The 18,176-nt window shown below is 51.4% G+C and carries 8 protein-coding genes and 1 other RNA gene; 3 read left to right on the plus strand and 6 right to left on the minus strand.

Going from position 1 to position 18,176, the window contains the following annotated elements; genetic code table 11:
• Positions 1-229: 229 nt before the first annotated feature.
• From ACL2XN_RS04920 to ACL2XN_RS04930, 3 genes are all read right to left on the minus strand, one after another.
• Positions 230-6,073 carry a hypothetical protein gene (locus ACL2XN_RS04920; protein WP_413730409.1) on the minus strand — a complete coding sequence of 1,948 codons (5,844 nt, stop codon included), beginning with the start codon at positions 6,071-6,073 and terminating at the stop codon, positions 230-232.
• A gap of 296 nt (positions 6,074-6,369) precedes the next feature.
• On the minus strand, positions 6,370-7,416 hold the full coding sequence (locus ACL2XN_RS04925; protein ID WP_410015004.1) for a 3-deoxy-7-phosphoheptulonate synthase: 1,047 nt from the start codon (positions 7,414-7,416) through the stop codon (positions 6,370-6,372).
• A 107-nt stretch (positions 7,417-7,523) separates the two neighbouring features.
• Positions 7,524-8,345, minus strand: a complete 822-nt coding sequence (locus tag ACL2XN_RS04930) for a pyruvate, water dikinase regulatory protein (protein WP_410015005.1) — start codon at positions 8,343-8,345, stop codon at positions 7,524-7,526.
• Positions 8,346-8,552: 207 nt separating this feature from the next.
• Between ACL2XN_RS04930 and ppsA the strand changes: the two genes are divergently transcribed.
• A complete protein-coding gene (gene ppsA, locus ACL2XN_RS04935) occupies positions 8,553-10,928 on the plus strand; it encodes a phosphoenolpyruvate synthase (protein ID WP_410015006.1) in 2,376 nt (791 codons plus the stop codon).
• A gap of 135 nt (positions 10,929-11,063) precedes the next feature.
• On the opposite strand, the gene rprA is transcribed toward ppsA, so the two are convergent.
• Both rprA and ydiK read right to left on the minus strand, forming a co-directional pair.
• An RNA gene (rprA, locus tag ACL2XN_RS04940) (antisense sRNA RprA) lies at positions 11,064-11,168 on the minus strand.
• A gap of 157 nt (positions 11,169-11,325) precedes the next feature.
• The gene (ydiK, locus tag ACL2XN_RS04945; RefSeq protein ID WP_410015007.1) at positions 11,326-12,432 is read right to left on the minus strand and encodes an AI-2E family transporter YdiK; all 1,107 of its coding nucleotides are present in this window, start codon (positions 12,430-12,432) and stop codon (positions 11,326-11,328) included.
• Between the two features lie 310 nt (positions 12,433-12,742).
• Here ydiK and ACL2XN_RS04950 point away from each other — a divergent pair, with 310 nt between their 5' ends.
• Both ACL2XN_RS04950 and ACL2XN_RS04955 read left to right on the plus strand, forming a co-directional pair.
• Positions 12,743-15,865: an FAD-binding and (Fe-S)-binding domain-containing protein gene (locus ACL2XN_RS04950; RefSeq protein ID WP_413730410.1), complete on the plus strand. Its 3,123-nt coding sequence runs from the start codon at positions 12,743-12,745 to the stop codon at positions 15,863-15,865.
• A complete protein-coding gene (locus tag ACL2XN_RS04955; RefSeq protein ID WP_413722901.1) occupies positions 15,865-16,314 on the plus strand; it encodes a hotdog fold thioesterase in 450 nt (149 codons plus the stop codon). The genes ACL2XN_RS04950 and ACL2XN_RS04955 overlap by 1 nt, the downstream gene beginning before the upstream one ends.
• On the opposite strand, the gene ACL2XN_RS04960 is transcribed toward ACL2XN_RS04955, so the two are convergent.
• Positions 16,292-17,497, minus strand: coding sequence for an MFS transporter (locus ACL2XN_RS04960; protein ID WP_413722900.1), 1,206 nt, complete (start codon positions 17,495-17,497; stop codon positions 16,292-16,294). The genes ACL2XN_RS04955 and ACL2XN_RS04960 overlap by 23 nt on opposite strands.
• Positions 17,498-18,176: the final 679 nt, after the last annotated feature.

The raw sequence follows: 18,176 nt of genomic DNA on the forward strand, positions 1-18,176 counted from the left end.
GACATGGGCGTGACCTCTTAAAATCGCCACCTTATCCTGCGCCACTCTCTGGCCCAGCAAATAATCAGCTGGGCCGAACAAAACAACGCCACATTTGGCCGGGCCACACCAGACTCCGCGCCGTCCGTTTGACGACGGACCGGCGTTTAACGACTTTCCCGCGCCGCCGCCTGACTGAGACCGGCATTGAGTGATTCTGTGCTTGAGCTAAGACAGTGTGCTCGTGCGCTTAGTCTTGAAGAGAGGTAGTATTAAATTGATTGGATAAATATTTATACTCATCAATTGATAGGATAATATCCATAAAGGCTTGTTCGATAATGAAAACCTCGTTGCCGGCGACAATAGTATAATCCGCGATAATTTCTTTAAGCAATTTAAGAGAATCGGGACGCAATATTATATCCCCTACAATAAGAGGGTGGTGAGGGTTAGGTGGGTAGAATAACCGCAATATGTCGATGTAAATAAAAGGAACGTGTTGGGACACACCATGAAAGGGACTGTCTGTAATATTTTGCCCGCGTTGTATGAATTCCAATCGGCGAATAACGTCGCGCATGGCATACAAAATTTCGTGCATTGCGCGCTGCATATTTTGCACTTTGATATATTCCTGGTGGTGAGTCCAATGCGGCAGTTCGCTGGGAGTGCCCTTCGTGCTCATACTAACTTCTTCGGGATAATAGTCATGAAACCATTCAGGCCTTCTTAACCTTACAGTATCACTGATATAAGGTGGTACAGTATAAACCCTAATCCCCAGTTCATTAGCCAGGGCCTGCGCGGTAGAATAGCGGCTTCCATAGCCACTGAAGCAGGATGTCAACTCGATGCTGTTAATACTACGCAAATCAAATTTCTCACCATCTAAATATTTCAGTCCTTTAAGGATGTCGGAAAACTCGACAACGTCCATATGATTAACCATAAAAGGTGTGCCACGCAATTTTATAGATAAACGCGGCGTGGCTCCGTTAATGCGGGATATATGGCAATCTTTACCCAACAGTACCTGTTCCCGGGGAATATGTTGTTCCCGATATTTTTTTATGCGACCATCGATAAAATATTCAGGGATTTTCTCTCTGGGAACATCGTCCAGCATTACCGGGGCATCGTCTTTCGCGCCGAACGCATCACCGGCGAATACTGTAAAAGTTTGTTCCACATGATGAGGTTTTAACAGACCATGGATGAAGGTACCCATCTGCTCGGCGATAATTAACGTGGCTCTTGCCTGGGGTGCAAAACCAAAAAAATCATTGCCCAAACCTATGAAACGTCCATTACCCAAACATAGCAATAAATGCTCAAGCTGATCGAGATAATTAAAAACAGCAATCAGTTTACCTTTATTGATTTTTAATAAGGCGGAGGTAGAGGGTATTATTTGCTGATTACTTAAAATGGCTAGACTCATCACCCTGTTGGATTTGGCCTGGGTGATTAGATTTAATAATCTTGCGGCGCCCGCATTATCAATTATTGCAGATTTTAGTAACACATATAAAATAAATTCTTCATTAAAATTATAACTTTCGAAATGATTTCGCAATACTCTTGCTACTAAATGAATTTCAGGATTAACAATAGTTTCTTGAAAAACATTGAGGTTCTTTAAACTGGTATTTGTTTTTATAGTTAATGATCTATACCAAGAGGGCTCTTTTAGTAAAAACCCATTTTTTATATAAGTGTGCGGTGCTGTCGCCTCACGATAATTAAAATATTTGGCATCACCAATAAATTCAAAATCTTTAAATTTTATCAGTTCAAAGGGAGACGGTGAGTTATTCATCATCATGACCCATTCGTTTTCTGTGAAAACATCTCTTGTGTCATTGAAGCCAAAAATAGAACGGATTTCATTTAAATCAAGGATGTATTTCATCTCTCCTATCTTAATGGCCAAGGCGAAATATGTTTCTGCCATCATGTCGTTCTTGCTGCGCCAGCCGCATACTGCTCGGAATTGCACTTTGCTATCATCAATGCCACTTAACGTTTTTATCACAAGTTCGCTTGATTTTATATCATAAGTAAATCCATTAAATTCTTGTAAAGCCAGTATTTCTTGCTTGATGGAAAAAAAATGAAAAGAGTGATCCAGAAAAACATTAATGTCTATCTCGGCGCCAATTATCCTTTGTGAGTAATAATGCCTTTGTAGATAAAAATGTAATATTTTTTTATGGAAATCAATTAAATAATTATCTGAAATGTTTTGATAACTACTTGTTTTTATAGGCTCCATGAAGATTATTTTATTATCAAATTTCTTGTGATTCATTGGACTTATGCTGAAGGATGAAAATTTCAAGTCCACTAATTGCCCCGCGCTCGCAACCCAGTTGCCAGAATGGGTGCGGGCAACGGGAATAGCAAAGTTTTTATAATTGGGGCCATGTGAATTGATGATTCTCCATTCACCGTTATATTTATCCCAAAATACCGGGAAGTAGTCATTATTATTGATGACGTAAAATAATTCAGCCGATGTTGAATTTGTTGTGGCAACTCCTGTGTTTAATGTTTCTAATATATTATCACTTACATTTGCTCTCCAAGGTTGGCGGAGTTTTTTTTTAAATGCACTATCGGATTTTAAGGCGCGATTAGCGATCGCTATTGAATCTAGAATGTTAACTTGTATATTATCTACAAAGACCGATAAAGCCTTACCTGAAGGATGGATAACGTTAAAGTAAGAAAAGAATTCATTTAGAGCGGTTTTGGTAAACTTTATCCCTATTTCCGGGGATGCGTTGATTAACTCGTTGATGACAAATTTTTTAAAAAGATCATGCCGTATTTTCTGCTCGATGGCCTTATGTAAGGCATGTTTTAATGTGTTTTCAGATATTTTTTTAAACTGGCCGGTAAAAGAAGCTAATGTCAACATTAGATCATAAATATCAAAAATAACGTCTTCAAATTTTATTTCATGCTCTTCATCATGCCAGTGACGGCAAAGCGTGGTGAAAAATGGGATAAAAGCGGCAATGTATTCCAACCAAGTGGCTTCATATAACTTTTCTTTCAACTCATCAGCAATGGATATCAATGTTGCCTGATTCATATAGTCAAAATTTGTTAGTAAAGAGTGGTTGATGCTTAAGGGTTGGAATGTATTCTGTTGCTGAGGTGTATAAGGTGTGATGATTAAATTTATATCATTATCTTTTACGGCAACCAACCCATATGCCGGCGCGGCGATGTCGATTGATTCCTCCTCGGGAGGACGCAGCAGTATTTCAACCATGGACGTTAGTCTATTACTATTGGCGTCGATTTTGGGGAATAGCGACGCTAGTGTCGTTTCATTAATAGGAAACTGAGGCCGATTGCGTAACGAAAAAATACTATCGCAATTAGCCCAATATGATTTCATTTGAAGGATAATGTCGGTTTTTTCCGGTGTGTCGATATCGGCGATGAATGGGAAACCATTCAATGTGGATAATAATACCTGCCGGTTGCTATGTAATGTTGCAATGGATAGATAGCCAAGATTTTCCGCAGGGAGATATACCGTTGTAAAGGGGGATAAATGGTTAGTAACGTAATTGCGGGAAAATATCTTGAAGCAGATAATGTCTTTTGGTGGATAAATAACATCTAAATAATTCAAAGTTGAGTTATTTAAGGCAATCATGGTGAGTTTTTGTGCTTCAGAAAAAGAATCATGAATTTTGTAGTATCTGAATTGATTATAATATCCATCAGCCGAATCTATCTGTGATGAAGGTTTGAGCTGGAAAACACTGGTGAAAGGTTGTTGCTGCCGAATGTGATGCTCATGTGAGATTTTCTGTTGAGCCGAGATAAAGTGTTTGAGTATATAGAGTACATTGATAGCGCTTAAAAAACCATCATCGATATTATTTTGTTGTGACATATACCAGGCAACCGCGGCCTTGGTTAGAACTTCTAAGTGACCGTTTGATTCGAGATTATTATATTCCAGTATTAAGCTATAATCATCTTTTTCTTGCGTTTCCTTTAGGGATATATTTCGTGCCGCTTCAATTTTTGCAGCTGCGATACGTTGTTCTTGAGTTGTTGCAACTATATGTCTTTTATTGCTTCGAAAATTAACCACTTCATTAATAAATAACTTTTGCAAATTAATTAAATATGTCATCATAATGAATAGCGTTTTGTCATTGTGAAGCCTGCTGACGAAGTCATTATACCAAAAAATATTCTCAAGGAATTTTTCTTTTTCAAATTGGTTAGCTTCGATAATATTTGATAATATTTCCTGTGCACGATAAAAATAGCTTATGTTATTTTCCATCCAATTGCTTTTATCGTTTGTGTTTATTTCATCTAGGCGGGAAATTTCGATTAAATCCAAAGCTTGATCGAAATGCAGGTGCGACGTTTTGTGTTGATAAATGAAACTTATTAATTCCTCGGCAAATAATTTATTCATCCCCTCTTTGTCGAATTCAATTTCATCTTCAACAAAAATATGCCACAGGTTTGATATTTCTCCCGGTACGATAAAATTTGATGTAAATATACTGATGCCATTGGAACGTGTATATTCGAAGATATAAAGGAATTTTAGCTTTATTAAACTGTTTGTCAAATGTTCAGAGTTGCCGCTAATCAACGCACTGTAAATATCTTGGGAATTAATGTACAAAGCTTTTTCCAATGAAGGGAAATCGTCCAGGGTCATTTGGTGTCGGTATTCATCAAGGGCCTGAGTGAATAATATGAAATAATGCAGTAATCTTTTGTAATAAACACGCATCTCAAATGTAGATTGCTTAATATTATCGATTATTTCCTTTTTGGCTGTGGGGAAGTCTTTATTTCTTATGTGCGACACCAACTCTTTGATGATTTTAGTATCAACACGCCGAGTGGCATCCAGCACTCTTTGTTCTAAATCAGTAATGTAATCGCCAATTCTTATTTGATCTTCAGAATATTTGGCGATGTCATCGGCAGTGGGTGAGCCTTTTAACGCCAATATGTTCATGGTGGAAATAATGTTTTCGGAAATCATCTTGAAAATAATAATATTAAGCGAGTTGTTTTTTTCTTTAAGATATAAACCCTGATGAAACATAATCGCCATTTCGCGGCCGATATACGCGTCAAATTCAAGTAGCATGGTCAGGGGATTGGCCACCTGCGCTGCGTTTTGCTGAAAAAAATAATGTATAAGGCTTTGCAGCTGAGCCTTGGCTTCCAGATTCGCGGGTGCAATTTTGAACTCATGGCTATCGATAATAAATATTAACTGACTGGGAATAACGGCGGTCTTCACTGCCTTATCGGTCCCAGATGAAGAAGACAAGGCCTGCTTGACCGGCGGTGATAAGGTGGTGGTCTCAATGTCTTTTTCCTCGCGTGAAATCGTGTCTGCCGGGCCTAACTGCGCCGAAAAATCAGCCTGCGCGGCGTAAATAACATTACCGGAAGTGAAATTGGTAGGGACTAACGGCTTGCCGTCGGCCTGTGGGAAAATTAACGGGTCGCCCATGCTGCCAAGCCAGTTAAACGCTTTATGCATCCAGCCGGGCCGGTCCTTTGCGTTCGACCAACCGCTTGCGTAGGTAAGGTGAGCAAGCAAATTGGCAAAAGTTGCTTTCCAGGTTAATGGTGTGTGCCAGGAGTGTTCGATATGATAATTGCGGCCGTCCGAAACAATTAATCTTTCCTCAACATACCCAGCATAAATTGACCTGCCGCTGGGCAATGAGATGTTTTTTGCGGGTATGGATTTTTTGTTCCCCATTAATTCAATTGCGATATATTTTGTATTGCCGGGGCGCAATAAACAATCCAGGTTATTTCGGAGTTCATTGACGCAACAAAATAAATAGTCGATATTTTTCTCATGGTTCTTTTCTACTTGTGCATCACCATATCGGGCAGTGCTGTGTCCATTTATTTCAGTTTTATTGATTTTATCTTCTAAGTAAATATTTTTGACATTCATAACCGCTTCGGTATAAGGATGTCTTGAACTATGTGTCATCAATTTTTGATCGATGCACCGCATATTGCCATGAGAGTTAATATCTATTGCATTTGTCATGTTAGGCATGAATTCTTCCTTATTCATTATGATTGACAATGATTAATGGGGTTATTATGCGGGCAAGATTATGGTCGTGATCGGTGAATGATATATCGTGCGGGTGCAATGATGTTAATATTTGCCAGCATGGGTTTATCATATCACTGCGCGGGTGAATCAAAACTTAATACTTTGTGGCGGTTTAACAAAAAATGAGATTTTATTGCCGTCGTTTTTTGTGGGGATTATTATCTAAAAAGCCGCCTTCAGGCGGCCTTGGCGCGTTAACTAAGCTCGGCGCTATTTTGACGGGGTCCATGCGCTCAAAAGCGGGTATCCACCGCGTTGGCCAGCATGGCCAGCAGTCTTTCGGTATCTTCCCAGCCCAGGCAGCCGTCGGTAATGGATTGGCCATAGGTCAACGCCTGGCCGGGTAGCAGGGCCTGGCTGCCTTCCACCAGGAAACTTTCGGCCATCACGCCCGCCACCCGCCGTGAGCCGCCGCGTATCTGCGCGCATACCGATTCGGCCACGTCCAGCTGGCGGCGATACTGCTTCTGGCTGTTGCCATGGCTGAAATCCACCAGCAAATGCGGCGGTAGCCCGAACTCCTGCAAATGGGCGCAGGCCTGCTGCACATCCGCGGCGTGGTAATTAGGCGTGCGCCCGCCGCGCATGATGATATGGCCGTAGGGATTGCCGGACGTTTGGTAAATGGTCATTTGGCCCTGCTTATCCGGCGACAGGAACATATGGGAAGCGCGGGCGGCGCGAATGGCGTCAACGGCGATTTGTGTGTTGCCGTCGGTACCGTTTTTAAACCCGACCGGGCATGACAGCGCCGACGCCATTTCCCGGTGGATCTGGCTTTCAGTGGTGCGGGCGCCGATGGCGCCCCAGCTGATTAAATCGGCAATATACTGGCCGATCACCATATCAAGAAATTCCGTGGCGGTGGGCATCCCCATTTCATTCAGCGCCAGCAGCAGGCGGCGCGCGGCTGCCAGCCCGTCATTGACACGATAGCTGCCGTCCAGGCCAGGATCGGAAATCATGCCTTTCCATCCGACCACTGTGCGCGGTTTTTCAAAATAGGCGCGCATAACGATCTCCAGGCGATCCTGGTAGCGAACGCGCAGGGTATTCAACTGGCGCGCATAATCGATGGCGGCGTCGGTATCATGGATGGAGCAGGGGCCCACCACCACCAGCAGGCGCGGATCGTTGCCGTGAAGGATATTTTCAATGCGCCGGCGTGCGCCGTTGACATGATCCGTTATCTGCGGGGTGAGAGGCAAAAGTTCGGCAAGCTTCGCCGGCTCAATAAGACGACCAATGCGCCTGGTGCGCAATTCATCTGTGTTAAACATGGACAATCTCTAAAATGGCTTCTTCGCAACGGTGGAAATACCGGGAAGTGATGCCGATCACAATAAACCAAAAGCAGATGAATTCAAAAAAAATAATGCAATTTGCATTAGTACATGCGCCGGTTCAAGCCCAGTAAATCCATTATTTTGGTCGCCATTTCCTCTACTGAATGATTGGTGGAGTTGAGAAAAGGGATCTGATGGTTGCGAAACAGCGACTGGACTTCGTTAACTTCCAGCCGGCACTGGCGCAGCGAGGCGTACTGGCTGTTGTTCATGCGTTCATCGCGAATGGCCGCCAGACGCTCCGGATCGATGGTCAGGCCGAACAGTTTATCATGGTAGGGTTTCAGCGCCGCCGGCAGGCGCAGGTTATCCATGTCGTCGGCGATAAAGGGATAATTGGCGGCGCGGATACCGTACTGCATGGCGAGGTAAATGCTGGTGGGGGTTTTGCCGCAGCGCGACACGCCCAGCAGGATAATCTGCGCCTGATCCAGGTTGCGCAGCGAGATGCCGTCATCATGGGCCAAGGTGTAATCGATGGCGGCGATGCGGGCATCGTATTTGGTCAGGTTGGTGGCGGTCAGCCCATGGGTGCGATGCGCCACCGGATCCGGTGCCAATCCCAGTTCCTGCTGTAGCGGCGCCACCAGCGCCTGGACTACGTCCTGGCAAAATCCGGCGCTGTTTTCCACAATGGTGCGGATAACCGGCGATACGATGGAATAAAACACCAGGGGACGCACGCCGCTCTGTTTATAGAGCGCATTGATCTGCTCGCTCACCGCCATGGCCCGGGTCTCGGTTTCCACAAACGGCAGGGTATAGCTGGTGGTGGAGACGGGAAATTGGGACAGCACCGCGTGGCCGACCACTTCAGCGGTAATGGCCGTGCCGTCGGAAATAAAGAATACGCTGCGTTCCATGATGTTCTCCTGATGTAGTACGCATGTTGCTTTAAGGGTGTTTTTATCGATAAATCCATTGCGGCAAACTCTGATTTTTGGCGCTGGCACGATTCATCCTAGGCAGATGCAATAAAGTTTATGCTACGCTCTGTCAAATAATCGTTAACACCCGGCATTATCACTAGCAATACCCTATTTCATTATAAGTTATAAAAGGATGATCAGATGTCTCAGACTGACAATGATTCAGATAGCGTATTATGGTACAACCAGCTCGGAATGCATGACGTAGACCGCGTTGGTGGTAAGAATGCTTCTCTGGGGGAAATGATTACCCATTTATCCGCCCTGGGGGTTTCCGTGCCGAACGGTTTCGCCACCACGGCCAAAGCGTTTAATGATTTTCTCAATCAGAGCGGCATCAACCAGCGTATCTATGATCTGCTGGATCATACTGATATCGACGATATCGGCGCATTGTCCCAGGCCGGGAAGCAGATTCGGCAATGGATTATCGATACCCCTTTCCAGCCGGAACTCGCAAACGCCATCAGCGCCGCGTACGGGCAGCTGTCGGCGGATGACGACGAGGCGTCGTTTGCGGTGCGTTCCTCCGCCACCGCCGAGGATATGCCCGACGCCTCGTTCGCCGGCCAGCAGGAAACCTTTCTCAATGTCCAGGGCATTGATGCCGTCATGACGGCCATCAAGCACGTCTACGCCTCGCTGTTCAACGATCGCGCCATTTCCTACCGGGTACACCAGGGCTACGACCACCGCGGCGTGGCGCTTTCTGCCGGGGTACAGCGCATGGTCCGCTCCGATCTGGCGGCGGCCGGCGTGATGTTTACCATCGATACCGAATCCGGTTTTGACCAGGTGGTGTTTATTACCGCCGCCTACGGCCTGGGTGAAATGGTGGTGCAGGGCGCGGTCAATCCCGATGAATTCTATGTGCATAAACCCACGCTGGCGGCGGGCAAACCGGCGATTGTCCGGCGCAATATCGGCTCGAAAAAAATCCGCATGGTGTATGCCGATAGCCAGGAACACAGTAAACAGGTGCGCATCGAGGATGTTCCCGAACGCGAGCGTCGCCGTTTCGCCCTTACCGATGAGGAAGTGCAGGATCTGGCGCGTCAGGCGCTGCAAATCGAACAGCATTACCAGCGGCCGATGGATATCGAATGGGCCAAGGACGGCCATACCGGCCAGTTGTTTATTGTCCAGGCGCGGCCTGAAACCGTACGCTCGCGCGGCCAGGTGATGGAGCGCTACCAGCTTAAATCCCGCGGCGAGGTGCTGATTGAAGGGCGGGCCATCGGTCATCGCATCGGCGCCGGTCCGGTTAAGGTGATTCATGATATCAGCGAAATGGATCGGGTCGCGGCCGGGGATGTGCTGGTCACCGACATGACCGACCCGGATTGGGAACCGATCATGAAAAAAGCCTCCGCCATCGTGACCAATCGCGGCGGGCGCACGTGCCATGCGGCGATCATCGCCCGTGAACTGGGCATCCCGGCGGTGGTGGGCTGCGGCGACGCCACCGAGCGCCTTGCCGAGGGCCTGGAGGTTACCGTCTCCTGCGCCGAGGGCGATACCGGTTACGTCTACCAGGAACGGCTGGATTTCGCCGTTAACAGTTCCGCCATCGATAAGATGCCGGCGCTGCCGCTGAAGATCATGATGAACGTCGGCAATCCCGACCGGGCATTTGATTTTGCCGGGCTGCCCAACGACGGTGTGGGCCTGGCGCGACTGGAGTTTATCATCAATCGTATGATTGGGGTCCATCCCCGCGCGCTGCTGGAGTTCGATGATCAGACGCCGAAGCTGAAACAGGAAATCAACGATTTGATCCAGGGCTATGACAGCCCCAAGGAATACTACATTGCCCGCCTTACCGAAGGCGTTTCCACGCTTGCCGCGGCATTCTGGCCGAAACGGGTGATCGTGCGCCTGTCCGACTTCAAATCCAATGAATACGCCAACCTGGTGGGGGGCGAGCGCTACGAACCCGACGAGGAAAACCCGATGCTGGGCTTTCGCGGCGCGGGCCGTTACGTTTCCGAGAATTTCAAAGCCTGTTTTGCGCTGGAGTGCGACGCCATTAAACGCGTGCGCAACGACATGGGACTGACCAACGTGGAAATCATGGTGCCGTTCGTGCGTACCGTCGCCCAGGGCAAGGCGGTGGTGGATGAGCTGGCGCGCCAGGGATTGAAACGCGGCGAGCAGGGGCTGAAAATCATCATGATGTGCGAAATTCCCTCCAACGCCCTGCTGGCGGATCAGTTCCTGCAACACTTTGACGGATTTTCCATCGGGTCGAATGATATGACGCAGTTGGCGCTGGGCCTGGACCGCGACTCAGGATTAGTCTCCGAATTGTTCGACGAGCGGGACGAGGCGGTAAAAGCCCTGCTGTCGATGGCTATCAAAGCGGCCAAGGGGCAAGGTAAATACGTCGGTATCTGCGGGCAGGGTCCCTCGGATCATGAAGATTTCGCCGCCTGGCTGATGGAGCAGGGTATCGACAGCTTGTCCCTGAATCCGGATACCGTGGTAAAGACCTGGCTAAGCCTGGCCGAACTCTGATATTCCGTTCGCTGAAAAACACCGAAAAAAAAAGCCGGGGACGCCCCCGGCTTTTTTGTTTTAGCCAAAGATTTATAGCTCACCTTTTATGGCAACAATATCCAAGGCAATGATTTATCTGCGCGGGGAAAAAGGCGAAAAAAAAGCCCATCCTATGAGACGGGCAAAGACTACACACAGCAATTCGTTTAACTCAGGGGAAACCTTGATGTAAAATCAGTGAGTTGAGTTAATTGATGTGCTAATAATATTAATTACATGAGGCGGAGTCATTAAGAATCCTCCGAATAAGTAAATTAAAAGTTAAAGAAGCTAACAATTAATGATGTTGGTATATTAATTTCCAGATGAGTTTTATCTCATCTGGAAAAATTATATTGGCGAATTAAATTTAAGCTTAGAATTCCGACAAATCACTGAGGTGTTTCTCGGGGTCGTGCATTTCACTCGGCGAAGGCGCCTCGTGCACCCAGGCAAAGATCAGCCGGTAAGATACCGCCAGCACCACCGGCCCGATAAACAGGCCAATCATCCCGAACGCCAGCAGGCCGCCGATAACGCCGCACAGCACCAGCAGGATCGGTAAATCCGCGCCCATGCGGATAAAGATCGGCCGGAGAATATTGTCGAGCGTGGCGACCACGCAGCTCCATACCAGCAGCACCGTGCCCCAGGTGGTATCGCCGCTCCAGTACAGCCAGATCATGGCTGGGATCAGGATGGGCAGCGGACCCAACTGGGCTATGCAGGTGATAAACATGATGATGGTCAGAATGGTGGCGAAGGGGATGCCGGATACCGCCAGCCCGATGCCGCCCAATACCGCTTGCACGATGGCGGTCAATACCACGCCCAGCGCCACCGCCCGGATGGCTTGCGCAGCCAGCAGGACCGAGGCGTCGCCGCGTTCGGCGCCCAGGCGGATGGCAAAATGGCGCACCGCCAGAGCCACCCGTTCACCACGGATGTACAGCAGTACGCTGAACAGCAGCATCAGGGCGCAATGGATAAGAAAACTGCCCACCTGCGCCACCTGCGACAACAGCCAGGTCGCCGACTGGCCGATGTAAGGCTGTATCTTGGCCACCAGCGGGCCGCCGCCACCGGAAATCGTCGCCTGCCAGCCGGAATAAAGCTTATGGCCGACCAGCGGCACATCGCGCAGCCAGTGCAGCGCCGGCAGGGTGAGCCGGTTTGGCTCGGTCGCCCACGCCACCAGCGGCGCGCTGTTGTCAATGACGCTGCTGATAAGCACGGACAGCGGCAGGACGAACAACAATACCAGCAACAGGGTCATGACGAGCACCGCCAGCGAACGGCGTCCCCATAATAACGCCTGGATTTTGATCAGTAGCGGCCAGGTGGCGATGACCACCATGCTGGCCCAGGCAAAACCCAGGATAAAAGGCTGCACCACCCAGAAACAGGCTAATGTCATCAGCGCGATAAAAGTTACGCTAAAGAGCATCCTTGGCAGATCAAGCAGTTGACGCGGGTAATCCATGAAAAAGTTTTCACCTCAATAAACAGCGGGTAAATAGGGTAAGGCAACGATCGGAGAAAGGGGATCCGTTGTTCAGCAATAGTCTTAATGATGCGTTATTTCCCCGTTTTTTAACAGGCCATAACAACAATTTTAACGCCCGCCAGGGCCAACCGGCGTTGCCGGCAGCGCCGGGGTATCATCGCCTGGGGCAAAAAATTTCTCCGTCCACGCGCGCGTCCAAAAAAAATATGATAAAACAATCGGGTCGGACCTTCATAAAAATCCTTATGCCGGCCCCCTTTACACTTGAAAAGCAGGCTCAGAGTTAATGATCCCACAGATCTCCCAGGCGCCGGGAATTGCCCAACCGGTTCTCGAGTTTATTGCCCAATTGCAACGCAGCGGCTTTACCGGCGACAGCGCCACGTCCTACGCCGATCGCCTGACCATGGCGACCGATAACAGTATTTACCAGTTGTTGCCCGACGCCGTGCTGTTTCCGCGTTCAACCGATGATGTGCTGTTAATCAGCCGGCTGGCGCGGGAGCCGCGTTTTGCCTCGTTGGCCTTTACCCCGCGCGGCGGCGGCACCGGCACCAATGGCCAGGCGCTTAATAGCGGCGTAGTGGTGGATATGTCGCGACATATGAACCATATCCTCGAAGTTAATCCCGAACAGGGATGGGTCAGGGTCGAGGCGGGCGTCATCAAGGATCAGCTCAATGAATATCTGCGCCCGCTGGGCTATTTTTTTGCCCCCGAGCTGTCCACCAGTAATCGCGCCACGCTTGGCGGCATGATCAATACCGACGCGTCGGGCCAGGGGTCGCTGGTGTACGGCAAAACGTCCGATCATGTCCTGGGCCTGCGCGCGGTGCTGATGGCGGGCGAAGTGCTGGATACCTGCGCCATGCCTACCGCGCAGGCGGAAAAGATAGCCGGGGAAGCGGGCGCGGCAGGGCGGATTTACCGCACGGTGTTGGATCGCTGCCGCGAGCGGCGCCAGCTGATCCTGGACTCATTTCCCAAGTTAAATCGCTTCCTGACGGGTTACGATTTGCGCCATGTCTACAGCGACGACCTGCAAACGTTTGACCTGACGCGCATCCTGACCGGTTCGGAGGGAACGCTCGCCTTCATCACCGAAGCGCGGCTGGATATTACGCCTTTGCCGAAGGTGCGCCGCTTGGTGAATGTAAAATATGATTCATTCAACTCCGCCTTGCGCAACGCGCCGTTTATGCTGCAGGCCCATGCGTTGTCGGTGGAAACGGTGGACTCGACGGTACTGAACCTGGCCCGCGAGGATATTGTCTGGCATTCAGTCCGCGAGCTGATCCGGGATGTGCCAGCGCGGGAGATGCTGGGACTGAATATCGTTGAGTTCGCCGGAGACGACGCGTCCCTTGTCGCCGCCAGGGTGGCGGCGTTATGCCAGGGCCTTGATCGGCTGATGGCTGAAGGCGGCGGCGGTGTCATCGGCTACCAGATCTGCGATCGGCTGGCCGACATCGAACGCATCTACGCCATGCGCAAAAAGGCGGTGGGCCTGCTGGGCAATAGCAAGGGCGCGGCCAAACCCATACCTTTCGCCGAGGATACCTGCGTTCCGCCCGAGCATCTGGCCGATTATATCGCCGAGTTCCGCCAACTGCTGGACGAACATCACCTCAGCTACGGCATGTTCGGCCATGTGGATGCCGGCGTGTTGCACGTTCGTCCGGCGCTGGATATGTGCGATCCCGCCCAGGAAATATTAATGAAACAGTTGTCGGATCGCATAGTACAACTGACGGCAAAATATGGCGGCCTGCTGTGGGGGGAGCATGGCAAGGGGTTTCGCGCCGAATACAGCCCGGCGTTTTTCGGCGCGACGCTCTATCATGAGCTACGGTGTATAAAATCGGCTTTCGACCCCGGCAACCGCCTCAATCCCGGCAAGATATGCGCGCCGGTGGACAGCGACGCGCCGATGAAACAAATCGATGCCGTCAAACGCGGCACCTACGACCGGCAGATCCCGGTGGCGGTGCGCGGGTCATTTCGCGGCGCGCTGGAATGCAACGGCAATGGCCTGTGTTTCAATTTCGACGCGCGCAGCCCGATGTGCCCGTCCATGAAAATCACCGGCGACCGTATCCACTCGCCAAAAGGCCGCGCCACGCTGGTCAGGGAATGGCTCAGGCTGCTGGCCGTGCAGGGGGTCGACCCGCTGCTGCTGGAAAAAAACCTGCCCAGCGGTATCGCCACGCTGCGCGATTTGGCCGGCAGGGTGCGCAACAGCCGGCGGGCGAAACAGGGCGAGTATGATTTTTCCCATGAGGTCAAGGCGGCGATGGCCGGTTGCCTGGCCTGCAAAGCCTGCTCGACGCAATGCCCGATTAAAATCGATGTGCCGGGTTTCCGTTCCCGTTTTCTCCAGCTGTATCACAGCCGTTATCTCCGTCCGGCGCGCGATCACCTGGTGGCCGGCGTCGAAAGCTACGCGCCGCTGATGGCACGCGCGCCCAGGCTGTTTAACTTTTTCCTGCAGCAGCCCTGGCTGCGCGAACTGAGCCGGACGCGCATCGGCATGGTGGATTTACCCCTGCTGTCGACGCCCTCGCTGCGCACACGTCTTATGGGGCATCGCGCCGCCGGCATCACCCTGGAACAGCTGGAGGCGATGACGGCCGCGCAGCGCCGGGGCCATGTCCTGATTGTACAGGATCCCTTTACCAGCTATTACGATGCCGCCGTGGTGGCGGATTTTGTCCGTCTGGTGGAAAAACTGGGCGGGATTCCGGTATTGCTGCCGTTCTCACCCAACGGCAAGGCCCAGCATATCAAGGGTTTTTTACAGCGCTTCGCCAAAACCGCCGCCAGAACCGCCGATTTCCTTAACCGCACCGCGCGCCTGGGGCTGCCCATGGTGGGCGTGGATCCCGCGCTGGTGCTGTGTTACCGGGATGAGTATCGCGAGATCCTCGGCGACCGGCGCGGAGACTTCCAGGTACAGCTGGTACATGAATGGCTGATGACGCTGCCGCCGCCGGTATCAGTGACAACGTCACAAGATACCGCCGGGTTACCGGTACCCGCTGGCCGACCTGATGCCGGCGGCGCGCAGCCGGTTGCTCAGCCCCCGCAGGGGTGGTATTTATTCGGCCATTGCACCGAATCCACCGAGCTGCCGGTCAGCGGTCAGCAGTGGTCCGCTATTTTTGCCCGTTACGGCGCCAGTCTTGAAACCGTCGGCGTCGGATGCTGCGGCATGGCCGGCACCTATGGCCATGAAAGCGCCAACCTGGATAATTCACTGGGCATCTACGCCCTGTCCTGGCAGCAGGCCTTGCAGCGCTTGCCGCGCGCCCGCTGCCTGGCGACCGGCTATTCGTGTCGCAGCCAGGTGAAACGTATCGAAGGGGAAGGCATCCGCCACCCCCTGCAAGCCTTGCTGGAGATTATCTGATGATTTGGAAACGTCCCGCGTCCCTGGACGCGCTTAACCAGAAAAGCGCGGGCACCCTGGCCGCGCATCTGGGCATCGTCTTCACCCGTATTGGCGCGGATGAACTGGAGGCGGTGATGCCGGTGGACGAGCGCACCCGCCAGCCGTACGGCCTGCTGCACGGCGGCGCCTCGGTGGCGTTAGCCGAAACCCTGGGATCGGTGGCCGGCTATCTGTGCACGCAGGGCGAGGACATCGTGGTGGGCCTGGATATCAACGCCAACCACCTGCGCCCGGTTACCGACGGCCAGGTGCGCGCCGTGTGCCGGGCCATTCATCTGGGGAAAACGCATCAGGTATGGGAGATCCTGATATCCGATGGCCGCGGCAGGCTTAACTGTATTTCCCGCCTGACCACGGTGGTGCTCAGGGCCGGGGAAGAGTTGCCTAACCCGGTTGCCCGGGGCTAACCCGCGCTTTCAGCCTGAGCATCAATACCGCGGCCAGGGCGGCCATCGCCGCCGCGCACAGATAAATGCTCGACATGCCCAGGTGCGACATCACCAGTCCCGCCGCCGGTCCGGCCAGGCTGAGCCCAAGGTCCAGAAAGGCCGAGAAGGTGCCGAGGGCGGTGCCCTGGTTTTGCGGCGCGACCTGTTTGACCGCTTCTACGCCCAGGGCCGGGAAGACCAGCGAAAAGCCGGCGCCGGTCAGCAGGGCGCCCAGACCCGCCAGCACCGGGCCGGGGGCCGCCCATATCAACAAGAGTCCCAGCGCCTCGGCGGTAAACGACGCCAGCGCGACGTTCAGCCCGCCGTACTTATAGATGGCATTGCCGAGCACCAGGCGCACGCCGACAAAAGCGCCGCTCATCAGGGTCAGCGCGAAGGCGGCGCCGTCCCAGGCATATTCGGCGTAATAAAGCGTGATAAAACTGACGATGACGCCAAACCCCAGGGTACCCAATCCCAGTCCCACGCCATAAAGCCAGATCTTGCCGACCACGATGCCAAAGGCGATGCGTTTACCGGGAACAATCGCCACCGGGGTTTTACGCAGCGCCAGCACCCAGGCGAGCAGGGCGGCGACCAGGATAAACGCGCCGATGACGCCCAGGCCGCCGATGGCGTTTAGCCACACGCCCAGCGGCGCGCCTATGGCGATGGCGCCATAGGTGGCGACGCCGTTCCAGGATATCACCCGGGCGGTATGGCGCTGCCCGACGCTGGCAATACCCCATAAGATGGCGCCGGTACTGGCGAAACTTTCGCCCACGCCCAATATCAGGCGCCCGGCGAACAGCAGGCCGAGGCTGGCCCACGGCAGGCTCTCGGACCCACTGGCCAGCAGGCAAAACACCCCGCTCAGGCTGCAACATCCCAGTCCGAGCAGCACCCCTTTTTTTGGCCCCAGCAGGTCGGCGTAACGCCCGGCGTAAGGGCGGCTGAGCAGGGTTGCCGCATATTGGATGCTGATGGCAAAACCCGCGATCACCTGATTGTAGCCCAGGGTGTTATGGGTAAATCCGGGAATGATCGCCAGCGGTATGCCGATGGTCAGGTAGCAGATAAAGGTGAAAAAGATAATGGGAAATATCCGCCGGTTCAGCTGCGGCGAGGACAGGACCGGGGGAGAAACGGCTGGGGAGGGCATAAAGGACTATTCCGGAAAAAAACGTGAGCCTTAGCATACCGCCCGCCATGCCGGGAGGCGCGCGAAATGATGTAAAAAAATATCGCGGGTTGACCCGCCTGCGTCGGATCGACAGCGCCGGCGATATCTGGTTCTAACTGTGATATAATTGTATAATAAATGTGAATGGAACGATGCTGCCGCGTGTGACGTACCGCACGTATTGCTTGTGCCGCTACCCTTGCGCAGGGGTATGGTAAACCCGATTATCGTTGCGCGGGGCCGGCCTTTTTAGGCGTCAAAATTGCATTATTATGAATACCTATGCGCAATTAATGCTAATTAAAATCGAGATGGTTATCATTATCAATTGGGGCGGCGCTGTTTTCAGCAAATAGAGGCGCGTCCACCGGCGCTGGGCTATTAAAAAATGGGTAACAATTGCGCTAACCTGACGCGGTAATGATATTTTTGTTTAAACCTCTCGTAAAAATAGTTTTTTTCGATGATTATTTTTATATTCGCGCGCCGAAAAGTTCTGATATTTTTAATAGGGGTATTCGAGATAAAATGCCTTTTATTTCAGTGGATTATAAAAACAGCCTGCCGAGGGTGCGGCGGGCCGGGCAGTAATATAGCGACTATAATTAACTTAATGCCTGTTTTAACCGCCGTTTTTAGCTATTCCCATGCAAAGTGC

The sequence above is a fragment of the Sodalis sp. RH22 genome (assembly GCF_047324165.1).
In the GTDB taxonomy this organism is placed as follows: domain Bacteria; phylum Pseudomonadota; class Gammaproteobacteria; order Enterobacterales; family Enterobacteriaceae; genus Acerihabitans.

What these genes read in the sequence shown, in the direction of transcription:
- ACL2XN_RS04950 (WP_413730410.1), top strand. Translation starts at nt 12,743, where the DNA reads ATGATCCCACAGATCTCCCAGGCGCCGGGAATTGCCCAACCGGTTCTC.
- ACL2XN_RS04960 (WP_413722900.1), bottom strand. Translation starts at nt 17,497, where the DNA reads ATGCCCTCCCCAGCCGTTTCTCCCCCGGTCCTGTCCTCGCCGCAGCTG.
- ACL2XN_RS04930 (WP_410015005.1), bottom strand. Translation starts at nt 8,345, where the DNA reads ATGGAACGCAGCGTATTCTTTATTTCCGACGGCACGGCCATTACCGCT.
- ACL2XN_RS04955 (WP_413722901.1), top strand. Translation starts at nt 15,865, where the DNA reads ATGATTTGGAAACGTCCCGCGTCCCTGGACGCGCTTAACCAGAAAAGC.
- ACL2XN_RS04925 (WP_410015004.1), bottom strand. Translation starts at nt 7,416, where the DNA reads ATGTTTAACACAGATGAATTGCGCACCAGGCGCATTGGTCGTCTTATT.
- ydiK (WP_410015007.1), bottom strand. Translation starts at nt 12,432, where the DNA reads ATGGATTACCCGCGTCAACTGCTTGATCTGCCAAGGATGCTCTTTAGC.
- ACL2XN_RS04920 (WP_413730409.1), bottom strand. Translation starts at nt 6,073, where the DNA reads ATGCCTAACATGACAAATGCAATAGATATTAACTCTCATGGCAATATG.
- ppsA (WP_410015006.1), top strand. Translation starts at nt 8,553, where the DNA reads ATGTCTCAGACTGACAATGATTCAGATAGCGTATTATGGTACAACCAG.